This window comes from Clostridium sp. 1001283B150210_160208_E6 (assembly GCF_015669365.1).
GTDB classification, from domain to species: domain Bacteria; phylum Bacillota; class Clostridia; order Clostridiales; family Clostridiaceae; genus Clostridium; species Clostridium paraputrificum.
In genome coordinates this window covers 72,981-92,848 of record NZ_JADPAA010000011.1, presented here as the reverse complement: position 1 = coordinate 92,848, position 19,868 = coordinate 72,981, and the positions used below count along the sequence as shown (strand labels likewise).

The 19,868-nt window shown below is 29.5% G+C and carries 21 protein-coding genes and 1 riboswitch; of the genes, 6 read left to right on the top strand and 15 right to left on the bottom strand.

Annotated features, from left to right (window positions below; genetic code table 11):
- Window positions 1–61: 61 nt before the first annotated feature.
- The 3 genes from I4V16_RS12445 to metA all read right to left on the bottom strand — a co-directional run bounded on the left by I4V16_RS12445 (window position 62) and on the right by metA (window position 3,465).
- Window positions 62–1,414: a sodium-dependent transporter gene (locus I4V16_RS12445; RefSeq protein ID WP_195963393.1), complete on the bottom strand. Its 1,353-nt coding sequence runs from the start codon at window positions 1,412–1,414 to the stop codon at window positions 62–64.
- 113 nt (window positions 1,415–1,527) lie between these two features.
- On the bottom strand, window positions 1,528–2,529 hold the full coding sequence (locus tag I4V16_RS12440) for a tyrosine-protein phosphatase (protein ID WP_195542156.1): 1,002 nt from the start codon (window positions 2,527–2,529) through the stop codon (window positions 1,528–1,530).
- Window positions 2,530–2,541: 12 nt separating this feature from the next.
- Window positions 2,542–3,465 (bottom strand): homoserine O-succinyltransferase, encoded by a 924-nt coding sequence (gene metA, locus I4V16_RS12435; RefSeq protein WP_195542155.1) that lies wholly within the window; start codon window positions 3,463–3,465, stop codon window positions 2,542–2,544.
- A gap of 131 nt (window positions 3,466–3,596) precedes the next feature.
- On the opposite strand from metA, the gene I4V16_RS12430 reads away from it, so the two are divergent.
- The 4 genes from I4V16_RS12430 (at window position 3,597) to I4V16_RS12415 (ending at window position 8,302) form a co-directional block, all read left to right on the top strand.
- Entirely contained in the window at window positions 3,597–4,619 is a 1,023-nt protein-coding gene (locus I4V16_RS12430) for a lactonase family protein (protein WP_195542154.1), read from the top strand.
- Window positions 4,620–4,656: 37 nt separating this feature from the next.
- Window positions 4,657–4,758: riboswitch (purine riboswitch) on the top strand.
- 36 nt (window positions 4,759–4,794) lie between these two features.
- Window positions 4,795–6,522: an adenine deaminase gene (gene ade / locus I4V16_RS12425; protein ID WP_195542153.1), complete on the top strand. Its 1,728-nt coding sequence runs from the start codon at window positions 4,795–4,797 to the stop codon at window positions 6,520–6,522.
- A gap of 185 nt (window positions 6,523–6,707) precedes the next feature.
- A complete protein-coding gene (locus tag I4V16_RS12420) occupies window positions 6,708–7,346 on the top strand; it encodes a carbohydrate-binding family 9-like protein (RefSeq protein ID WP_195542152.1) in 639 nt (212 codons plus the stop codon).
- A gap of 113 nt (window positions 7,347–7,459) precedes the next feature.
- Window positions 7,460–8,302, top strand: coding sequence for a patatin family protein (locus I4V16_RS12415; protein WP_049177082.1), 843 nt, complete (start codon window positions 7,460–7,462; stop codon window positions 8,300–8,302).
- Here the strand turns inward: I4V16_RS12415 and I4V16_RS12410 are convergent.
- The 5 genes from I4V16_RS12410 to yidA form a co-directional block, all read right to left on the bottom strand.
- Complete coding sequence (locus tag I4V16_RS12410) at window positions 8,299–9,021, bottom strand: hypothetical protein (RefSeq protein WP_049177083.1); 723 nt, start codon at window positions 9,019–9,021, stop codon at window positions 8,299–8,301. The genes I4V16_RS12415 and I4V16_RS12410 overlap by 4 nt on opposite strands.
- A gap of 167 nt (window positions 9,022–9,188) precedes the next feature.
- Entirely contained in the window at window positions 9,189–10,316 is a 1,128-nt protein-coding gene (locus I4V16_RS12405; protein WP_195542158.1) for an AI-2E family transporter, read from the bottom strand.
- Between the two features lie 23 nt (window positions 10,317–10,339).
- Window positions 10,340–10,894 carry a GNAT family N-acetyltransferase gene (locus I4V16_RS12400; protein ID WP_049177085.1) on the bottom strand — a complete coding sequence of 185 codons (555 nt, stop codon included), beginning with the start codon at window positions 10,892–10,894 and terminating at the stop codon, window positions 10,340–10,342.
- Between the two features lie 14 nt (window positions 10,895–10,908).
- The gene (locus I4V16_RS12395; RefSeq protein WP_049177086.1) at window positions 10,909–11,562 is read right to left on the bottom strand and encodes a nitrite reductase; all 654 of its coding nucleotides are present in this window, start codon (window positions 11,560–11,562) and stop codon (window positions 10,909–10,911) included.
- Window positions 11,563–11,581: 19 nt separating this feature from the next.
- Window positions 11,582–12,388, bottom strand: coding sequence for a sugar-phosphatase (gene yidA / locus I4V16_RS12390; protein ID WP_049177087.1), 807 nt, complete (start codon window positions 12,386–12,388; stop codon window positions 11,582–11,584).
- A 117-nt stretch (window positions 12,389–12,505) separates the two neighbouring features.
- On the opposite strand from yidA, the gene I4V16_RS12385 reads away from it, so the two are divergent.
- Both I4V16_RS12385 and ytaF read left to right on the top strand, forming a co-directional pair.
- Window positions 12,506–13,417 carry a hypothetical protein gene (locus I4V16_RS12385; protein ID WP_053089702.1) on the top strand — a complete coding sequence of 304 codons (912 nt, stop codon included), beginning with the start codon at window positions 12,506–12,508 and terminating at the stop codon, window positions 13,415–13,417.
- A gap of 75 nt (window positions 13,418–13,492) precedes the next feature.
- Window positions 13,493–14,116 (top strand): sporulation membrane protein YtaF, encoded by a 624-nt coding sequence (ytaF, locus tag I4V16_RS12380; protein ID WP_049177088.1) that lies wholly within the window; start codon window positions 13,493–13,495, stop codon window positions 14,114–14,116.
- Window positions 14,117–14,170: 54 nt separating this feature from the next.
- Here the strand turns inward: ytaF and I4V16_RS12375 are convergent, their stop codons facing one another.
- From I4V16_RS12375 to I4V16_RS12345, 7 genes are all read right to left on the bottom strand, one after another.
- Window positions 14,171–14,308, bottom strand: coding sequence for a clostri-philic family protein (locus I4V16_RS12375; protein WP_165438815.1), 138 nt, complete (start codon window positions 14,306–14,308; stop codon window positions 14,171–14,173).
- Window positions 14,309–14,367: 59 nt separating this feature from the next.
- Window positions 14,368–14,991, bottom strand: coding sequence for a peptidylprolyl isomerase (locus I4V16_RS12370; RefSeq protein ID WP_049177089.1), 624 nt, complete (start codon window positions 14,989–14,991; stop codon window positions 14,368–14,370).
- Window positions 14,992–15,001: 10 nt separating this feature from the next.
- The gene (locus I4V16_RS12365) at window positions 15,002–15,385 is read right to left on the bottom strand and encodes a DUF3785 family protein (protein ID WP_049177090.1); all 384 of its coding nucleotides are present in this window, start codon (window positions 15,383–15,385) and stop codon (window positions 15,002–15,004) included.
- A gap of 57 nt (window positions 15,386–15,442) precedes the next feature.
- Window positions 15,443–16,963 carry an FAD-dependent oxidoreductase gene (locus tag I4V16_RS12360; protein ID WP_195573100.1) on the bottom strand — a complete coding sequence of 507 codons (1,521 nt, stop codon included), beginning with the start codon at window positions 16,961–16,963 and terminating at the stop codon, window positions 15,443–15,445.
- Between the two features lie 19 nt (window positions 16,964–16,982).
- Entirely contained in the window at window positions 16,983–17,570 is a 588-nt protein-coding gene (gene rbr, locus I4V16_RS12355) for a rubrerythrin (protein ID WP_049177092.1), read from the bottom strand.
- A 94-nt stretch (window positions 17,571–17,664) separates the two neighbouring features.
- The gene (locus I4V16_RS12350) at window positions 17,665–18,444 is read right to left on the bottom strand and encodes an ABC transporter ATP-binding protein (RefSeq protein ID WP_049177093.1); all 780 of its coding nucleotides are present in this window, start codon (window positions 18,442–18,444) and stop codon (window positions 17,665–17,667) included.
- A 2-nt stretch (window positions 18,445–18,446) separates the two neighbouring features.
- Window positions 18,447–19,778, bottom strand: coding sequence for an FtsX-like permease family protein (locus I4V16_RS12345; RefSeq protein ID WP_195542150.1), 1,332 nt, complete (start codon window positions 19,776–19,778; stop codon window positions 18,447–18,449).
- Window positions 19,779–19,868 lie beyond the last annotated feature (90 nt).

Genomic DNA, 19,868 nt, shown 5'->3' with positions numbered 1-19,868 from the left:
CATAAATAAAGAAAAGCCCTACTATGGACTTTTCTTTATTATACAATATCTTACACATTTGTTAAACGAAACTTTTAACAAATACTATTAATATTAGAATAGGTGTAACATACTTTATTATAAACATCAATAAACTAACTACTTTTTGATTCTTTAATGTCCCCTTATTAGTTAACTGTTCTATTATAAAGTCTTTTGATAGTCCATATCCTAAAAGAAGTATCACTAGCAATCCATTTATAGGTAATAATATATTAGAAACAAACTTGTCAAATGAATCAAATATTGTAAACCCAAAAATCTTTATATGTGCTAAAACTCCATCTGGATTAGCTGATAATGCAGCTAGTGAACCAATTAAAACAATAATTGAAATATTTATTATTATAGATTTTTTTCTTGAAATCTTTAATTCTTCAGTAAATAAAGCTATAAGAACCTCTAATAAGGATATAGTTGCCATAGTTGCCGCCATTGCTGTTAATCCAAAGAATATTATTGATAAGATACTTCCTCCTGGCATTTTTGCAAATATTAATGGTACGGTATTAAATAATAATCCTGGTCCTTCAGTTGGAGCTAGTCCAAAAGAAAAAACTGCTGGGAAAATAGCAAGTCCTGCAAGCAATGATACTCCAGTATCAGCTATAGCAACCTTTCCTGCTGTTCCTATTAAATCATTATCTTCAGTAAAATAACTACCGTATGTTACCATAGTACCTGTACCTACAGACAACTTAAAGAAAGCTAACCCTAAGGCTGATAAAATTACACCTACTGTTACCTTAGAAAAATCCGGCTTTAATAAAAATTCTATACCACTATATGCACCTGGAAGAGTTAAACTTGTTAATACACATAGTATTAATAAGCCCATTAATATTGGCATAAGTACTTTAGTTAACTTTTCTATACCACTTTTAACTCCCAAGCCTAATATAGATCCTGCAACTACTAAAACTATAAGTTGCCATATAATTGGCGAAATAGGACCTAAGCTTGTACTATTAAATATTTGTGCTGCCTCTTCTGCTGTAACTCCTTTAAGCACACCAAATAAGGCTTTAAAAACATATGAATACACCCATCCTGCAACTACTGTATAAAAAAACAGCATACAAGATGTTGATAGCACTGCTATATATCCTATTGATTTAAATCTTCTCTTATCTGTGACTTTTGATATAGCTCCACAGACATTTTTTCTTGTTCCTCTACCTACTACGAATTCGCTTATTAATGTTGGTAACCCAATCAATAATACACACCCTAAGTAAACAATTATAAAAACTGCTCCTCCATTTTGACCTACTACATATGGAAACATCCATATATTTCCCAAACCTACAGCTGAACTTAAGGTAGCAAAAAACACAGTAAGACTAGAAGAAAATTTTTCTCTCTTCTGTTCCACGTAATCCACTCCATTTTTCTTTAGTATAATTCAAAATTATATATTAAAATTCCGAGTGATTACAATATTTTTATTTAAATTTGTCAAATTTTATTTTTTATTGTAACAATATTCTAATAAAGATATCTTTTCTTTAATTCTCTTCTCTTAGTTTTACTCAACCCATATTCTACCTCTAAGTACTTATCTATGTTTTCATATTTATCCCTTATTTCTTTAAAGGATGCTTCTATATATTCTCTTCTTACTTCTAGCATCATATTTAATAACTCAAAATGTTTAGGATTATTAGATATCATTTTTATAGATTTAATTATTTCTTCATTTTTACTCTTTCTATATTCATTACTTAATAAATAATCCTTAATTACTGTTTCTTCTGGAACTCCAAGAATTAATAAGATAAGTGCAGACGCAAATCCAGTTCTATCTTTTCCGGCAGTGCAATGAAATAAAATAGGCATTCTTTCTTCATTTTCCATACAATCTATTAATTCCTTATAGGCAAGGTTATTAAAAACTGCACTTCTATACCCATCCATAAGAAATTTCTTTCCATCAAAATTCTCTAAATAATTTTGATTAAAAATAGACATCATATCAAAGTTCCCCTTATTATTATCTAACTCGGACATACCAGAAATATTTATATATTTAATACCTTCAATATTAGGATCAGGTGAAGATAGCACCTCTCCCTTAGACCTTAAGTCTAAGATTGTTTTTATACCTAAAGCTTTAAAATATTCAATATCATCTTCTGTTAAATCTGATAATTTATCTGACCTATAAAATGTGCTCCATTTAACTCTTCTACCATCTTTAGTTCTATATCCACCTATATCTCTACAATGATGTACTCCTACAAATGGGAGTATTGCTTCTCCAACTAATTCAGAATTGTATCCATCAGATTTTAAAAGAAATAATGATCTTCTTTTATTATCTGGATCTGTAAGTATAACTTCATTACTATTCTTAATTCTTTCTATTAATAGTTCCTCATCATCATTTTCTAAATATATTTTTACAAGGGAATTTTTAGGTTCGTCCCATGTTATTTTCAATTTATTATTAGCTAATCGTATGCACTTTACCTCTTGAAAATACTTCATAATTATTCCTCTTTAATCATTTCTAATATCATTAATATTAAATGGTGTGTTTTGATATACACAATAATTTAACCAATTTGCAAATACTATGTGTGCACTTCCCCTCCAAGACATAGCTGGCTCTAAAGTTGTATCATCATTTGGAAAATAATTTTCAGGAATACAAATTTCTAATCCCTTTTCTTTATCCCTAAAATATTCATCTTTTAGGGTTTCTCTATCATACTCTAAATGTCCTGTAATAAATACCTTTCTGTAGTCACTTGTAGAAACAATAAATACTCCCGCATCATCAGATTCTGAAAGTATTTCTAATTCCTTAACCTTTTCTATATCCTTGCTCTTTATTTCTGTATGCCTTGAATGAGGTGCAAAAAAGGTATCATCAAGTCCCCTTGTTAATTCAACATTTTCCTTTAACACCCTATGAGCAAAAACCCCAAACATCTTATTTCCTAATGGATACTTTGGTACTCCATAATGGTAATACAACCCTGCTTGAGCTCCCCAACATATGTGTAAAGTTGAATAAACATTACTTTTACTCCACTCCATTATTTCCTTTAATTCATCCCAATATGCAACATCTTCAAATTCCATTTGTTCAACAGGTGCACCTGTAATTATTAATCCATCAAACTTCTCATTTACAACCTCATCAAAATAGCTATAAAACTTATTTAAATGCTCTAACGGCGTATTGTGAGAAGTATAACTTTTAGTTTGTAGCAACTTAATTTCAACTTGCAATGGAGTATTTGATAAATATCTTAATAATTGATTCTCAGCTTGAATTTTCTTAGGCATTAAATTTAAAATTGCTATTTTTAAAGGTCTTATATCTTGTGTTTCTGCCCTTTCATCATTCATTACAAAGATATTTTCCCCACTTAATACCTTGTAAGCTGGTAACTCCCTATTAATTTTTAATGGCATAATGTCATCCCCCTTTTTATTTCTTTGATATAATTACTACCATCATAAAACCATTATATCTTCCAAGAAGTGGTTATACAAATTATTTCCTTTTATGATATAATAATATGGAAATATTTGGAGGTGATTGCATGGATAAAACTATTTTAAAAGGTTTTATTGGAACTTATACAAATACGGATAGTAGAGGAATCTATAACTTTGAATTTGATTGTGAAAACAAAGTCTTTAAAACACATGCTTTAGCTTATGAAATCGAAAAACCATCTTATCTAGCTATAGATAAGGAAAATAATATTTTATATTCAGTTTCTAAAGATAAGGATTTAGGAGGGGTAACTTCTTTCAGAATAAAAGAAAACCTATCTCTTGAAAGAATAAATTCTGTTCTTGAAACGGAAAATCCACCTTGCTATATTAATTTTTCTAATAAACAAGGCTTAATTTTTACTGCAAACTATCACCATAATAAAGTTAATATCTATCCAATTGAAGATGGTCACAGAATAGGTAAAACTATAAAGACATTAACTCATACCAATAATACCCCTCATATTCATTATGCTGACCTTGACCCAGAGGAAAACTTTCTTTTAACAGTGGACCTAGGGCAAGATTATATTAATCTTTATGAGGTTAAAGAAAATGATTTTATTGAAAGAGAAGATTTAAGAGTAAAATTTAGTAAGGGTTGTGGACCTAGACATTTAGCATTTCATCCAAATGGTAAATTTGTCTATGTATTAACTGAATTATCTTCTGAAATAGCCTCATTTCAATATAATAAGGGGCATTTAAAGCTAATAAATATACTTTCAACACTACCAAACAAATATACTGGGGTTAAATCTGGCGCTGCTATACATATTCATCCAAATGGCAAATTTATTTACACTTCAGATAGAGGAAATAACTCAATAGCTTGCTTTAAAATAGATAATGTAACTGGATCCTTATCATTAGTAGAGCATAAACCTACTTTTGGATCTTGCCCTAGAGATTTTGCTATAAGTGCGGACGGCAAATATATACTTATTACAAATCAAGATTCCTCTTCTTTGGTTATTTTTGAAATTTCCGAAGATACTGGTAGATTAATTAATCATGTTGGAAGCATAGAGGTACCATCCCCTGTTTGCATTAAACTAATATAAGTATAATTTTACCTTTGACATAATCCATCTCTGTAATTATAATGAGACACAATATCAACCTATAAGCTCAATAATATGGTTTGAGCGTATCTACAATACTACCGTAAATAGTATTACTAGGCTAATTAAGTATATATGCCTCATGGGTTGAATAAAATTAACAGAGGTGGATTATATGAACAAATTTAATTTTATTGAACAAATAAAGGGGGCAAATAAAAGTATCCCTTGTGATTTAGTAATAAAAAACATATCTATAATTGATGTCTTTGGACAAGAAACCTTCATTTCAGATGTAGGGATTAAAAATGGGTATATTGTTGGAATTGGAAACTACCATGGAAATGAAATTATCGATGGTACAGGAAAGTATATATGCCCTGGTTTAATAGATGCTCATGCTCATATTGAATCTTCCCTAACCACTCCAGCTGAATATTGCAAAGCTGCTCTTCTTCATGGTGTGACTTCATTAATTGCTGATCCACATGAAATAGCAAACGTTCTTGGATTAGATGGAATTAAACTTATGCTTAAATTAAGCGAAGGACTTCCATTTAACTTTTTCTTTATGCTTCCTTCTTGTGTGCCTGCAACTTCTTTTGAAAATTCAGGTGCAATTTTAACAAGTAATGATCTTTCTAATCTCTATTCTAATGCTCAAGTATTAGGATTAGCAGAAGTTATGGACTTCCCTTCTGTAATTAATTGTGAAGAAGACATGATTAATAAAATATATGATGCAAAAAATCTTAACCTTAGAATAGATGGCCATGGTGCTGGATTAAATACGGAAGCACTTAATGCTTATTGTACTGCAAATATAAGAACTGACCACGAATGTCATCTAAAAGAAGAAGTAACTGATAGAATTAGACGCGGAATGTATGTACTAATTCGCGAAGGTACTGTAGCTAAAAATTTAAAGGAATTAATAAAGGTTGCTTCAATAAAAAACAGTAGAAGACTTTGCTTCTGCACTGATGATAGACACATAGATGACTTAATATTAAATGGTTCTATTGATAGTTCTATTAGATATGCAATAAAGGCTGGTTTAAATCCAGAAACAGCTATTCAGATGGCATCATTAAATTCTGCTGAATGTTATAAACTGAATGACTTAGGTGCTATTGCTCCTGGCTATAAAGCAGATTTTATTATTCTAAACAATTTAGAAAACTTCCAAATTCAATCAGTTTACAAAGATGGACAACTTGTTGTGGATAATGGTATCCTTGTTGAAAATAATATACCTACCCCTAAAATTGAAACAACAAATAGTTTAAATATAAAGGATCTTTCAAAGGACAAGCTAGATATTACACTATATAACAAATCCATTATTAATGTAATTAAAGTAATTCCAAACAAACTAGAAACAATACATTTAAGAGAACCTATTTCTTCTCCAAGTAATAAATTTATTACTGATATAGAAAAAGACCTACTTAAAGTTGCTGTTATAGAACGTCATAAAGGAACTGGAAATGTAGGAGTTGGAATTATTAATGGAATGGAATTAAAAAGTGGAGCTATTGCAACTACTATAGCTCATGATTCTCACAACTTAATAGTAGTTGGAACAAATGATTCGGACATGCTATTTGCAACTGAGAAACTAAAGGAAATTGGTGGAGGAATTATTGTTGTTGAAGATGGTAAAGTACTTTCTTCTATAAAGTTAGAAATTGGTGGGTTAATTACTGACCGCCCTATTAATTCAATAATGAATGATTTAGAAGAACTTCATAATTCTATAAAAAAGGTAGCTCCAACAATCAACTTCAACCCATTCTTAACTCTGTCATTTTTATCTTTACCTGTAATTCCAGATATAAAGATTACTGATAAAGGAATATTTGATGTTAAGAAATTTGACTTTATAGATATAGCCCAATAAAACTTGCGTTAATAGTGAATTGTTATAAGGGTTTCAACATATTGTTCCTAAATATTGATTCAACTTTTCACTATTAACCAATTAATTAACTTAGCTTTACATAAACACTATTATTATATTTATTTTATTGGTATAATTTCCTTATAATACAATTTTATTTTGGTGATTTTAGGGGGATTGTTTTTATGTACGTTATTAAAAAGGTTAATTCAGAAAATTTTGGTCCAAGCACTTGGGATAATATTGAAGCTATCAATATTAATAACTATCCATGGGACACTACTGGATATATGCCTAAAACCAAAGTTCAACTTTGCTACACAAATGAAGAAATAAGAGTAAAATTTACCTCTTCTGAAGAAAAAGTTAGAATTGAAGTTAAAGAATTTAATGGCCCTTCTTGGTATGATAGTTGTGTAGAATTCTTTTTCTTACCTGAACCTGAAAAGGATAAAAGATATTTTAACTTTGAAATAACTGCTAGGGGAAACCTTTTACTTCAATTAGATTACAAGCCACCAGTAAGACATAATATGGACTATATAAATCCTAATTATTTTGAAATAAAAGCAGATGTTAATGATGAAAACATTAACGACTTTGATAACTTTAAACCTTGGACTATAGAATATAAAATACCTTTTGATTTTATAAAGGTCTTTTTCCCAAGTTTTGAAGCTAAATCAGGTAAAGTTATAAAAGGAAACTTTACTAAGTGTGGAGACAAAACAACTACTCCTCACTTTGGAACATGGGCAGACATCACAGTTCCAGAACCTGCATTCCATGTACCTCAATTCTTTAAAGAAATAGTTTTTGAATAATTTTACAGCTATCTAGTTTACCTAGATAGCTTTTATTTTGCTCACACATTGATTTACTGTTAAAAAAAGTATATAATTCCTGTATTGAATTTTTTTACACTTAAGGAGGAGTTATGCCAAGTTTAATTTTGGAAGGTGGTACCTTTAGACCTATATTTAGTGCAGGAGTAATGGACGCTTTACTAGATAATAATATTATGTTTCCTTATTGCATTGGAGTTTCTGCTGGTATTACAAATGGGGTATCATATATATCAAAACAAAAGAAAAGAAATCTAGATATACTTATGACATATAGGAATGATAAACGATATTTAGGACTAAGAAATTTCCTAAAATGCAAAAGCCTTTTTGGACTAGATTTTGTTTATGGCGAAATTCCAAATAAACTATCTCCTTTTGATATGGAAACTTATCAAAAATATGAAGGAAAAATATTAGTTGGGGTAACTAACGCCATAACTGGTAAGACTGAATACTTTGATGGAAAAGAATTAGATGATAATTGTTCAATTTTAAGAGCCACCTGTGCTATCCCATTATTCTTTCCTGCCATCAAAATTAATGATAGTTATTACTATGATGGGGGTATATGTGACCCTGTTCCCATAAAGAAAGCTATTGATGATGGTAATGAAAAACATTTAATAATACTTACAAGGCCAAAAGAATATAGAAAAGACCTTAGTAAGGGTAATATTATAGTTTCAAAGCTATTTAGAAAGAAATATCCAAATTTAAAAGAGCCTTTATTAACTAGACATAACCATTATAATGAAACTATTCGTTTTTGTGAGGAATTAGAAGCCCAAGGAAAAGCCGTAATCATACGACCTACCTTAGAGCAATCTATTGAAAGTTTTGAAAAGGATGTTAATAAATTAAGAGATGGATATAATAACGGCTATAAAATGGCTATAGAAAATCTTGATAAAATTAAAGAATTATTTAACTAACATTGCTTAAAAGGTATGTTCTTTAAAGCAAAACTATATAGGAATGGATATTCTTTTTCAATATATTTCATATAAACTATCCATTCCTTAGTTAAATATTTATATAACCTTAAAATATCGCTGTTTAAATGAGATATATCTTCATTTGTTAAATCCCCCTTGCTTTTTCTAAGCTTTATCTCACTATGTAAATGTACTGCTGCCTGCAATAAATCTGTAAAAATATCATGTTCATCTAAGTATGGATTCTCTATAAATCTAAATAGAATTTCTTTATTATCATTTAAATTAATATAAATATCCTCTATATCTTCTTCATTCAAATTTAATTTACAACTATACTTTTCGACTCTTTCCTTTAAACTATTAAAATCATTTACAATACTATTCCCTATCTTAGGTATAACAGAGCACAATTCATCACAGCCATTGTCTCTTTTTGCAATAGTACTCAACAATTGGTTTCCCACTTCTTCAAAGAATATTTCAATTAATAGATTTATCTTTTGTAATTTATGCTTCTTTTCCCTTTTTTCTAATGCTCTTTCAATAATTAATACAGTTACTAATACTTCAATTGGAATAAAAGCTAAATCTTCTGTGAAAAACATTCCTATATGGTGTAAATCTTTAAAAATAGCATAATTAATTAAATATAATATTAAAGATGCTCCTATTAATACTAGTATAAACTTAACCATATACCTATCTTTTTTCATACTATCCCTCCTAAAAACATTTCAATACTATTGTTTCCAGAAATAATTAATCTATATAACTAATTAAAATTTTATACTTTCCTACAGCAAAAAAAGAAACCCTGCAAAAACTGCAGAGTCTCTCTATTACTCTTCTTACCTCGTACCTTATACCTAGTACCTTTTACCTAATCTATGTCTTCCACCTTTATGTTCTTTTCCTTTAACTTACTATTAGTTATAGTTGAAAGTAAAGTATACAACACTCCAAATAAAGGAATTCCTATTAATATACCTAAAATACCAAATGTACTTCCACCTACTGTAATAGCAAGTAATACCCAAATTGCAGATAATCCAATAGAATTTCCAACAACCATAGGATAAATCAAGTTTCCTTCTATTTGTTGGATTACCACTATAAGAATTACGAACCATACTGCTGTCATTGGTTCAACCATGAAAATTATAAATGCAGCAGGTATTGTACCTATTAATGCTCCAAATATAGGCACTAATGCTGTTACACCTATTATTGTACTTACAAGTAAGGCATATGGCATACTAAAGATAGTCATTCCAATAAAACATAATCCACCTAATATAACAGCCTCAATACATTGACCTGTTATAAACTTAGAAAATTTATTATGAGATATACTAGCTACCTCCATAACTTTATCTGCCTTCCCCCTATCAAAAAATGCATAAAGCATTTTCTTTGCTTGTATTCCTAACTTCTCTTTACTTAAAAGAATATATATAGCTATTAATATTCCCATAAAGAAGTTTATTATTGTTGATGTCACACCAACAGTAATATCAACTAATTGACTAACAAGACTTCCTGTAACCTGTCCAACGACTTTTATTATATTTTCTCCCATAGATAAAACCTGATTCCAAAGTTCATCAAAAACTTCAGTTGTACTAAAATGTTCTGATATAAACATTTCTAGTGTTTTAACATAATCAGGTATGTTCTTTACTAAAGTTGCCCCACTTTCTACAAGTTGAGGAATTATAAATAGTACTAACCCAACAACAATTGCTATTATTGTAATAATAGTTAATATTATTGCCAAAGGTCTACGCTTTTTAGGTTGCTTTATAATCTTATCTAAAACCTTCTCTTCGTAAAACTTCATTGGTATATTAAGTACAAAAGCTATACATATAGCTATTAAAAATGGCTTTAACATTGCCATTGTAGAACCAAATACGTTTCCTACAGATTTAATATTTATAAATATAAAGGCTAGTACAACTACATAAGTGGCTAATAACAAATTAGATTTAAATTTTGGATCTTTCATATTACTCACTTTATCATCTCCATCTAACTAAATCTCTTCACCAATACATATCTTCTTAATCCACCATACTTAATTTTATCTTTAGCTATTTCATATCCTAAATCTAAAAATGTATTTACACTATAAGGATTATATGGCGAAGCAGTGGCACTCATAATTAAGGTGCCATTTTCTTTTGCAATATCTTCTAGTAACTCACATATTATCTTCTGTAGCTTGTTTCCTCTAAAGCTTTCTTTTACTAATGTTGATTCAATTTGCCCTACTTTTAATAGTTCCTCTCCATTAATTCCAATATCATAGCCGTAGTTATTCTCATCATAGCCTAATTTGCAATATACACCTATAGCTATAAGATCGTCATCTTCAGTAACACATCCAACTATATTTCCTTTATTAGATATAAACTCTAAGAATTCTTCCTCTTTACTTGGAAAATATAATTCTTTATTCTCTAGTCCTTCAACAATTTCATCTTGAAACTTCATAATCTTATTAATATATGATTCATCAAGCTTCTTTAATATTCCTTGTATTATCTTACCATCTTTCCTCTTTAAAGTAATTCTCTTAATCATATTTCTCTCCAGTTCTATATCAAAACACTTTTCTTAAATTCTTCTATTCCTATTCTATCAATAAAAAAGCCTAACTTCTCTCCCATTTCTGCATTTTCTATATAATAGTTAAATATATTGTCTACTATTTCTAAAGCTCTCTTTTCATCAACTTTATCTACTATTATATCCGCTATCCTAGGATTATAACCTGCTGAACCTCCAGCTGTAACTATGAATCCATCTCTATCAGCTATTACCCCTACATCTTTGCTATAGACACCTCCACAGGCATTTCTACAACCTGCTACACCTATCTTACTTCTACAAGGCATACTCATCCATTGATATTTATTTAATAGCTTCATTCCAGTTCCTATAGTATTAAACTTAGACCTTTTACAAAATCCTGCTGGACATATCTCTACATTTTTAACAGAATTCTGTTCCTTAACTGCTGGTTCCATTCCTAGTTCATTCCATATATTCTCTAAATCTTTTTCTTCAAGGTTTGTTATCAATATTCTTTGACCTGATGTTATCTTTATTACTCCATTGTATTTTTTAGCAACCCTTGCTATTTTCTCTAAAGTTTCAGGTAGAATAAATCCTCCAGGAATATGTGGTGTTATACCATATTTTCTTTTACCATTATAAATCTTTTGTAGATTACCATAATTATTAGGCACCTTGTCACCTCTTACTATTCTATTTTAGAATAAATTTCTTAACAACTTCAGCAACACCGTCTTCGTTATTGCTCTTTGTTATATAGTTTGCCGCTTCCTTTACATTACTATGCCCATTTTCCATAGCTACTCCAAGCCCTGCAAACTCAATCATATCTAAATCATTTCCCGCATCCCCTACAGCTATTATTTCATCTTTATCAACATTTAAATAATCTGCTAATGCTTTTAAACCTAACCCTTTATTAGACTCTTTATTTATTATTTCAAAGAAATACGGAGTGCTCTTTGCTAAATTATATTTTTCTCCCACTTCTTTTGGAAGTTTTGCTATTGCCTTATCTAATACATCTGGTTCATCTATAAGCATTATTTTTATAATGCTTTCATCTTCTGATATTTCATCAAAGTCACATATATTTATATCTATCTTATTAATCTCAGCTTCTACTTCAGTATACTTACTATTTTTAGGAGTTATTAACCCTCTTGTTGGAGAAAAGGCATGTATATTAACACCAAACTCCCTTGCAAAATTATAAATATAGTGAAGATCTCTTCCTTTTAATCCTTTTTCAGAAATTATTTTTTCACTCTTAGTTTCTTGAACTAAACATCCATTGTAGCTTAATACATATTCATTATCATCTACTAACCCTAATTCCTCTAAATATCTTCTTAAGCCATCTATAGGTCTTCCAGAAGCTAGTACAACCTTTACCCCTTTATCCCTTGCTGATTGAAGTGCTTTTTTAGTCACCTCTGTAATAATCTTATCATCATTTAATAAAGTTCCATCCATATCTAATGCTATAATCTTGTACATCAATTTCCATCCTCCGTTTATTCATTAACCTTAACATTCTATGTAATTATATCATAATTTTTCACATGTTATGGAATACTAACTATAGATTTTATAAATAGAAAGTGAGAAATTATTATGAAAAAATATTTAAAGATTATATCTTCAATTCTAATATTTTCTTTATTATCGCCATTATCTATTTCTGCCCTGGAAGTGGAACAAAGCTGTTTATCACTTGACTTTGAAAATACAGACTCACTTCCACATAACTTTAGAAAAACTACTGATTTATCTAATGTTGTAAAAGGTGGTGGAAACACTACAGGACTTGAAAACTTAAATATATCAGGTAGTTCTCAATTTACTTCACTCTCATTCTTAAACTTAAAAAAGAATATTAATACAAAAAATGAATTTTGGGATATAGATTTAAGACAAGAATCACATGGATTTATTAATGGTAATGCTGTAAGTTGGTATGGTCCTGGGGATAAAGCTAATGCTGGTCTTAATTATAAAGAAGTTATAACTAAGGAAGCTAAGCAATTAACTGAAATACCTTTTGGTAAATCTATTACTTTAGACAATGGGAAGCATACATTAATACCAACAGTTGTTGAAAACGAAAGTAAACTAGTTTCATCAAATAATGTAAGATATTTAAGAATAGCGGTAACTGATGGTGATAGACCTACTGATGAATCGGTAGATCAATTTGTAAAGTTCGTTACGCATTTACCTGATAATTATTGGCTTCACTTTCATTGTAAAGAAGGTATTGGAAGAACAACAACCTTTATGTCACTCTTTGATATGATGAAAAATTCAAAAAATGTAAGTTTAGATGATATTATAAAAAGACAGTGTCTATTAGGTGGATTTAATTTATTTAAACCAGGAGATGAAAGTAAAAGAGTTTTATTCCTAAGAAACTTCTATAGATATACCAAAGAAAATAATGATAATTTTAAAACAACTTGGAGCGATTGGATTAAGCAAAATAACATAACTCCATATACATTAACTACAGAACTCCCTAAAAATTAGGGAGTTCTTCTTGTAACTAAAGTAATATTTTATTCATATATATACTAATAACTAGAAATTTGTCGAGGTATATCTATGATAGAATCATTATTATTAGTTTCTTCAATTTGTATAGATGCTTTTGTTGCTAGTATGGCATATGGAAGCAATAAAATAAAAATCCCTATCCTTTCCTCTATGGTCATTAGTATTGTTGGTTCTGTAATTTTAGGAATATCATTATTTGTTGGTGGATTAATAAAAGACTTTTTACCTGGAACACTTCCTATAGCCTTAAGCTTCTCCATACTAATGATTTTAGGTATATATAGATTATTCGAAAGCTTATTTAAAACCTATATTCAAAAGCACTTAAATAAAGAAAAATCCTTTACCTTTAGATTATTTGACTTTAATTTTATATTACAAGTCTATGCTGATGAAACAAAGGCTGACCTTGATAAATCAAAAGAATTATCAGTTAAAGAATCCCTTTATCTTGCTATTGCCCTTTCATTTGATAGCTTAGCTGTTGGATTTGGTAGTAGTTTAGCAGGTAGTGGATATATACAAACCATTTTATTATGTTTCTTAATAGGTTTTCTTGCTGTTATAGTAGGTAGTTTTATTGGTAAAAAACTAGTTGAAAAATCAAATATCAATTTATCCTGGCTTTCAGGGGTAATACTTATGGTTTTAGCTATAAGTAAAATTATCTAAAACAAAGAAGCTATTGTAAAATAGTTATTTACTTTACAACAGCTTCTTTATAAATTATTTCAATTGTTCACCATTATGATTCTCAAAAAATGATGGTTCATTTTCATTTCCTACATTGTTTTGATCTTCATGTAGCCTTTGTCTTCTTTGTCCTTTTTGTAGACCATTATTTGTTCTCTTATCAGCCTTCATAAATATCACGCTCCTCATAAATATTATTTCAAATAATGATGAAATTTATGAGGGGAATATTATAACTTTTCTGGTTCTGGATAATTAGCACCTTTAGTATCAACTCTTATTTCTTCTATAACTATTTCCTTTTTAGGAGTTTCACCTGATACTTCAGCATTTTCTATTTTGTGAACTACGTCTAATCCTTCTATAACCTTACCAAAGCCTGCATAACTTCCATCTAAATTGCTAGCCTTTTTAGTCACTATAAAGAACTGACTACCTCCACTATCCTTATCTTTTGCTCTAGCCATAGATAATACACCTTCATCGTGTTCAAGTGTATTATACTTATATCCATTTCCCTTAAACTCTCCTCTTATTGAGTAACCTGGACCTCCAGTACCTTTTCCATCAGGATCTCCACCTTGTATAACAAAGTCTTTAACTATCCTATGAAAGGTAATACCATCATAAAATCCATTGTTTGCAAGAGAAATAAAATTATTTACTGTATTAGGAGCATATTGAGGATATAATTCAGCTACTATAGTACCATAATCTTTCACCTTAATTGTTGCTATTGGCAAGTCCTTTGGAGCTGCTACCTCTTCTCCCCATTCTTTGACACCGCAACCAACCAACATTAATGATATTGCCATTAATATTATTAATACTTTCCCTAATCTACTCTTTCTCATAGTTATTCTCCTATATTTCAAACTCTTCTATTTCAATATTAAAAGCTCCACACCCTGCACATACAATAATACTTACTATGTAGCTATTATCTACTAAGCCTTCTCTTTGAAGTCTATTAAAAGATTTTCCTTCTTCCTCAACAGCTAAACTATTTGTTACATATTTGCCATCTTTAGTATATATATAGAAATGATATTCTAAGAACTTATAAGCTCTTTCATTTTCAACCTTTTCGCCACCACAGCTTTCACAAGTTAAAGAATAATATGCTTTTTCAAAATCAACATTCCTATCTTTTATCATATTAATAATAGTTTCTTCATTAATATCTTTTATAGGATTATTTTCATCATTAAAAAATCCCTCTAGTTTTTCATTTTCTAAAGTAACCATATTTAACTCCCCTTTACATATTTATTCTAATATTATATCCTCTTATGGCAAATAAATCTATTTTATCTTAGGATTAATTTTGTTTTCTCCACATTTATATGGCTTTAGAGCTTCTGTTGCTGGCCCTTCTAATACTTCCCCTTTATAATTAAACCTTGATCCATGACAAGGACAATCCCATGACTTATCATTTTCATTCCAATTTAATTCACATCCTAGGTGGGTACATGTAATGTCTACTATATAAACTGCATGCTTACCTTCTTTATATGCTCCATATCTTTTTCCATTTAGATTTATTATCTTACCCTCTCCTTCTTCTAAATGAATCTCCATATCACCTACTTTTAGCTTTCCTTTTATGTAGTTATATGCTACCTCCATATTAAACTTAAAAAAATCTGAGGATAGAAAAGCTTTAGCTCTTGAAGGATTAAATGTATCTTCATACTTAGATTCCCCAGTAACTATTAAATCTGAAATAATAATTCCTGCAAGAGTACCATTTGTCATTCCCCATTTTCCAAAACCAGTTGCAACATATATATTCTGATTTTCGCTATTTAAAGGTCCTATATAAGGTATGTTATCTGGAGTCATATAGTCTTCTGCCGACCATTCATACCTATAATTCTTTATTCCAAACTTATCTCTTCCATATTCTTTTAATACCTCATAATGGTTTATTCCCTTATCAACTCCAACTTTATGGGAATCTCCAGCAATAAGTAATAAATGTTCATTTTCTTTATTAATATAATGAATGCTTCTTCCCGGCTCTTCAACATTTATATACATTCCCTCTGCAAACCCTTCTGGTGCCTCCCCTGCTACAAGGTAAGTTCTTTTAGGGTCTAACCTTGAAAAAAAGAAACCTGCTCCATCATAAAAAGGGAAATGTGATGCTAATACCAGCTGTTCACATTGAACCCATTTTCCCTCTCTGGTTTGAAATGAACACTTTTCTCCACTTTCAACTTGGGTAACAGGGCTATTTTCGAATATTTTACCACCTTGTTTTACTATTAAGTCTCCTAGTCTATCACAATACATTTTAGGATTAAAGCTTGCTACATTATTAAAAGCAATTGCCCCCTTACTCTCTACTGGAATAGGTAATTCCTCTATATAATTACAATCTATATCTATTTCTTTACATACTTCATACTCTTCTTTTAATTGTCTTAACCCTTCATCTGTCTCTGCAAAAATATAAGAAGTTCCTCTTTCAAACTCACATTCAATATTATTTTCTGTAACTATTTTTTCTATAAAATCTATAGCTTCCTTATTTCCATCATAATAACTTCTTGCCTTTTCTAAGTCATATTTATTCTTAATCTTAGAATAAATAATATCATGCTGAGTTGTTACCTTCCCAGTATTTCTACCTGTGCAACCTTCCCCAATCTTATTTGCATCTACTAATACAACAGTTTTTCCTTCTTTAGTTAACAAATAAGCTGTTGTTAATCCTGCTATTCCTCCACCTATAACCCCACATTTACAATCTTCACTACCAGCTAATGGTCCATAAATTCTTCCTTCAGATGAATCTATCCAATATGATTCTCCCATAATTCTCCTCCTATCACAATTACTCATATTGTGTCATAGTAAAATCCATATAATATCCTTGAGGATATGAACAAACAGGACATATTAGAGGAGGTTCTTTACCTTCGTAGATATAACCACAATTTGTACACATCCATTTTATTGGTTGATCTCTTTTGTAAATTGTTCCATTCTCTAATTCATTAATATATTTTGTAAATCTATCATCATGTTCCTTTTCTACGGATGCTACCATACTAAAGAGTTTAGATATTGGTTCAAATCCTTCATTTTTTGCTATTTCAGCAAAATCACTATATATATTACTCCACTCTTCTCTTTCATTATGTTGAGAATCCCTAAGTAATGATAATGTATCAGGATAATCACCTATTGGATATGCAGCATTAATATTTATATTTTCACCATTAAATTGCTTTAAGGCATCATAATATACCCTTGCATGAGCTTTCTCCTGATCTGCAGTATACTTAAACAGATCATGTATTATTTGCCATCCTTCTCTCTTAGCTACTTCTGCAGCAAATTCATATCTGTTTCTAGCTTGACTTTCTCCTGCAAAAGCTCTTAATAAATTTTCTTTTGTTCTACTATCTTTTAATTCCATAAAAAACACCTCACTTATCCTTATTGTTTCAATAATAATTAAGTATTATTCTCTTAATTACTATTTAAAACTTTTGAATAAATGAGGCTTAATATCACTTTCTACCCATTCCCATAAATAAATTCTTATTTTCTTTAGTTGTTACTTCAACTATATCATAGAAAAAATCCATCTGACTTTTGTCACCTTTTTCTATTATTTCTTCTATTTTACCATCTCTCAAAAACACCAATTTCTTTGTATAGCTTGCAATCATAGCATCATGTGTTACCATTACAATTGTCTTTCCTTCTGTTTCATTTAGGTCCTTTAAAAATTGTAATAATTCATGGGATGTTTTAGTATCTAGGTTTCCAGTAGGTTCATCTGCAATAATAACTTTAGGTTCTGTAACCAATGCCCTTGAAGCTGCTGCTCTTTGTCTTTGCCCTCCAGAACATTCTTGAGGATATTTATCCATCTGATCTTCAATACCTAACTTCCTGGATATCTTGTCCACTTTATCTTTAATTACATCTTTAGATATTCCATCTAAAACTAATGGAACAGCTATATTCTCTCTTAAAGTTAAATTATCAAGTAAATTAAATTCTTGAAATATGAATCCTATATTCTTATATCTAAATTCTGCTATCTTTCCTTCTCTTAATTCTCTTATATTCTCTCCATCCAAGTAAACCGATCCTTTACTTGGAGTATCTACTGTCCCTATCATATTTAACAGTGTTGATTTACCAGATCCTGATGGTCCCATTATGCCAACAAAATCCCCTTCCTTTACACTTAAACTTACTCCATCTAATGCTTTTATTTGCCCTTTACTGCCATATACCTTAACTAAATTTTTTACCTCTATAATCTCAGATACTAACATATTTATACCTCCCTAATAGCTTTAAAGATAATATTTTTATATCCCCAAATAGAAATTAATCCACTTAAAACAAAAACTCCGAAGTAAATCAGAATAATAAGTATTCCAAAGGATACTCCTATTCCGCCACTTAACATATTACATATTAGTACCCCTAATATTTGTGGTATAGGGATTATTAATAATAGTCCATACAAAAATATTACTTCTTCATCTACTATCCTTTTTATCTTATCTCCTGTATACCCAATTAAAAACAATTGCTTAAATATCCTTTTCCTATTTACCCCCTCAATAAAAACCTTATAATTAGTAGCTAAGGCCATTATGGATACTGTTATAATAAATGTAATTAAAGTAATAATTTTTTCATATCCCAATAAATCCTTATCAGCCATTAGGTTAATTAAAATAACACTAGAAACTATAGATACAATAATTAAAAATTTCACTTTTCTTAAAGAATATAGTAAGTTGCTTAATGATTGTAGTTGAATTTCTTTATATAGATATTTCTCCTCTTTTATGTTTTTAACTTTTTCTGGAATAAAATCTTTGAGTACAAATAATATTCCAATTATAGATAAGAATGATGTTGTTATTACAATTTGTGACTTATTATCAATATTTATTGGTAATAAAAGTGCTAACATAGGTAATATATAGATAAAAATAAAGATATAATTTTTCCTTCTTTTTCTCTTCTCATTATCCTTTTTCTTAGGGATTCCATACCAACCAGAAAAACCACCTGCAAGCTTAATACTTTCTTCTAAATCCTTTGTTCTTGTTATTGGAATGTCTATTGTATTTGACTCTCCTTTAATTAAATCTATTATTTCTTTCCTATAGGCATACCCCATATCTACTAATATCATAAATACAAATTGAATAATAATTATTAGTGATGTTAAAAGAAACCCCAAACTACTAAATGCATATGGATTTACCTCTAACCCAGCACTCTTATAAACAATTGTGTTTATAATTGGCATTATGCCCACTCCAGCTAATAATCCAAGTATTATACCTATAATGCATATAATCATATTTTGTATAGTTAATATGAATCCAACGTTGTAAACAGACCTACCACTAAGTATTGCTATTGACAGTTCCTTAGCTTTTCCTGATATAAAATACATATTAGCAAAGGCTATCAAAAATAGAGATACCAATAAAATTATTACTGTTAACAAAGAAAATGTTCCATAATGTTCTTTATTAACAAAATCACTGTTATACAACAAGTTAAAAATATTAAAAATCACCATAATTGCAAATACCATTGAAACAATATAAAAAATACATTGTTTAATACTTTTAAAAAGCATCCTTAGTGAAAACTTTATACATCCCATATTTCCCACCTCTTAACGTTGTATTCATTCCCATTTACTAAATTGTACACTACCTCATAAAGA

Excerpts from the sequence above, each read along its gene's own strand:
- I4V16_RS12385 (WP_053089702.1), top strand. The coding sequence starts at position 12,506 with ATGAAAAAATATTTAAAGATTATATCTTCAATTCTAATATTTTCTTTA.
- I4V16_RS12440 (WP_195542156.1), bottom strand. The coding sequence starts at position 2,529 with ATGAAGTATTTTCAAGAGGTAAAGTGCATACGATTAGCTAATAATAAA.
- I4V16_RS12410 (WP_049177083.1), bottom strand. The coding sequence starts at position 9,021 with ATGAAAAAAGATAGGTATATGGTTAAGTTTATACTAGTATTAATAGGA.
- ytaF (WP_049177088.1), top strand. The coding sequence starts at position 13,493 with ATGATAGAATCATTATTATTAGTTTCTTCAATTTGTATAGATGCTTTT.
- I4V16_RS12400 (WP_049177085.1), bottom strand. The coding sequence starts at position 10,894 with ATGATTAAGAGAATTACTTTAAAGAGGAAAGATGGTAAGATAATACAA.
- I4V16_RS12370 (WP_049177089.1), bottom strand. The coding sequence starts at position 14,991 with ATGAGAAAGAGTAGATTAGGGAAAGTATTAATAATATTAATGGCAATA.
- I4V16_RS12420 (WP_195542152.1), top strand. The coding sequence starts at position 6,708 with ATGTACGTTATTAAAAAGGTTAATTCAGAAAATTTTGGTCCAAGCACT.
- I4V16_RS12365 (WP_049177090.1), bottom strand. The coding sequence starts at position 15,385 with ATGGTTACTTTAGAAAATGAAAAACTAGAGGGATTTTTTAATGATGAA.
- yidA (WP_049177087.1), bottom strand. The coding sequence starts at position 12,388 with ATGTACAAGATTATAGCATTAGATATGGATGGAACTTTATTAAATGAT.
- I4V16_RS12405 (WP_195542158.1), bottom strand. The coding sequence starts at position 10,316 with ATGAAAGATCCAAAATTTAAATCTAATTTGTTATTAGCCACTTATGTA.
- I4V16_RS12345 (WP_195542150.1), bottom strand. The coding sequence starts at position 19,778 with ATGCTTTTTAAAAGTATTAAACAATGTATTTTTTATATTGTTTCAATG.
- ade (WP_195542153.1), top strand. The coding sequence starts at position 4,795 with ATGAACAAATTTAATTTTATTGAACAAATAAAGGGGGCAAATAAAAGT.
- I4V16_RS12375 (WP_165438815.1), bottom strand. The coding sequence starts at position 14,308 with ATGAAGGCTGATAAGAGAACAAATAATGGTCTACAAAAAGGACAAAGA.
- rbr (WP_049177092.1), bottom strand. The coding sequence starts at position 17,570 with ATGGAATTAAAAGATAGTAGAACAAAAGAAAATTTATTAAGAGCTTTT.
- I4V16_RS12430 (WP_195542154.1), top strand. The coding sequence starts at position 3,597 with ATGGATAAAACTATTTTAAAAGGTTTTATTGGAACTTATACAAATACG.
- I4V16_RS12360 (WP_195573100.1), bottom strand. The coding sequence starts at position 16,963 with ATGGGAGAATCATATTGGATAGATTCATCTGAAGGAAGAATTTATGGA.
- I4V16_RS12415 (WP_049177082.1), top strand. The coding sequence starts at position 7,460 with ATGCCAAGTTTAATTTTGGAAGGTGGTACCTTTAGACCTATATTTAGT.
- I4V16_RS12350 (WP_049177093.1), bottom strand. The coding sequence starts at position 18,444 with ATGTTAGTATCTGAGATTATAGAGGTAAAAAATTTAGTTAAGGTATAT.
- metA (WP_195542155.1), bottom strand. The coding sequence starts at position 3,465 with ATGCCATTAAAAATTAATAGGGAGTTACCAGCTTACAAGGTATTAAGT.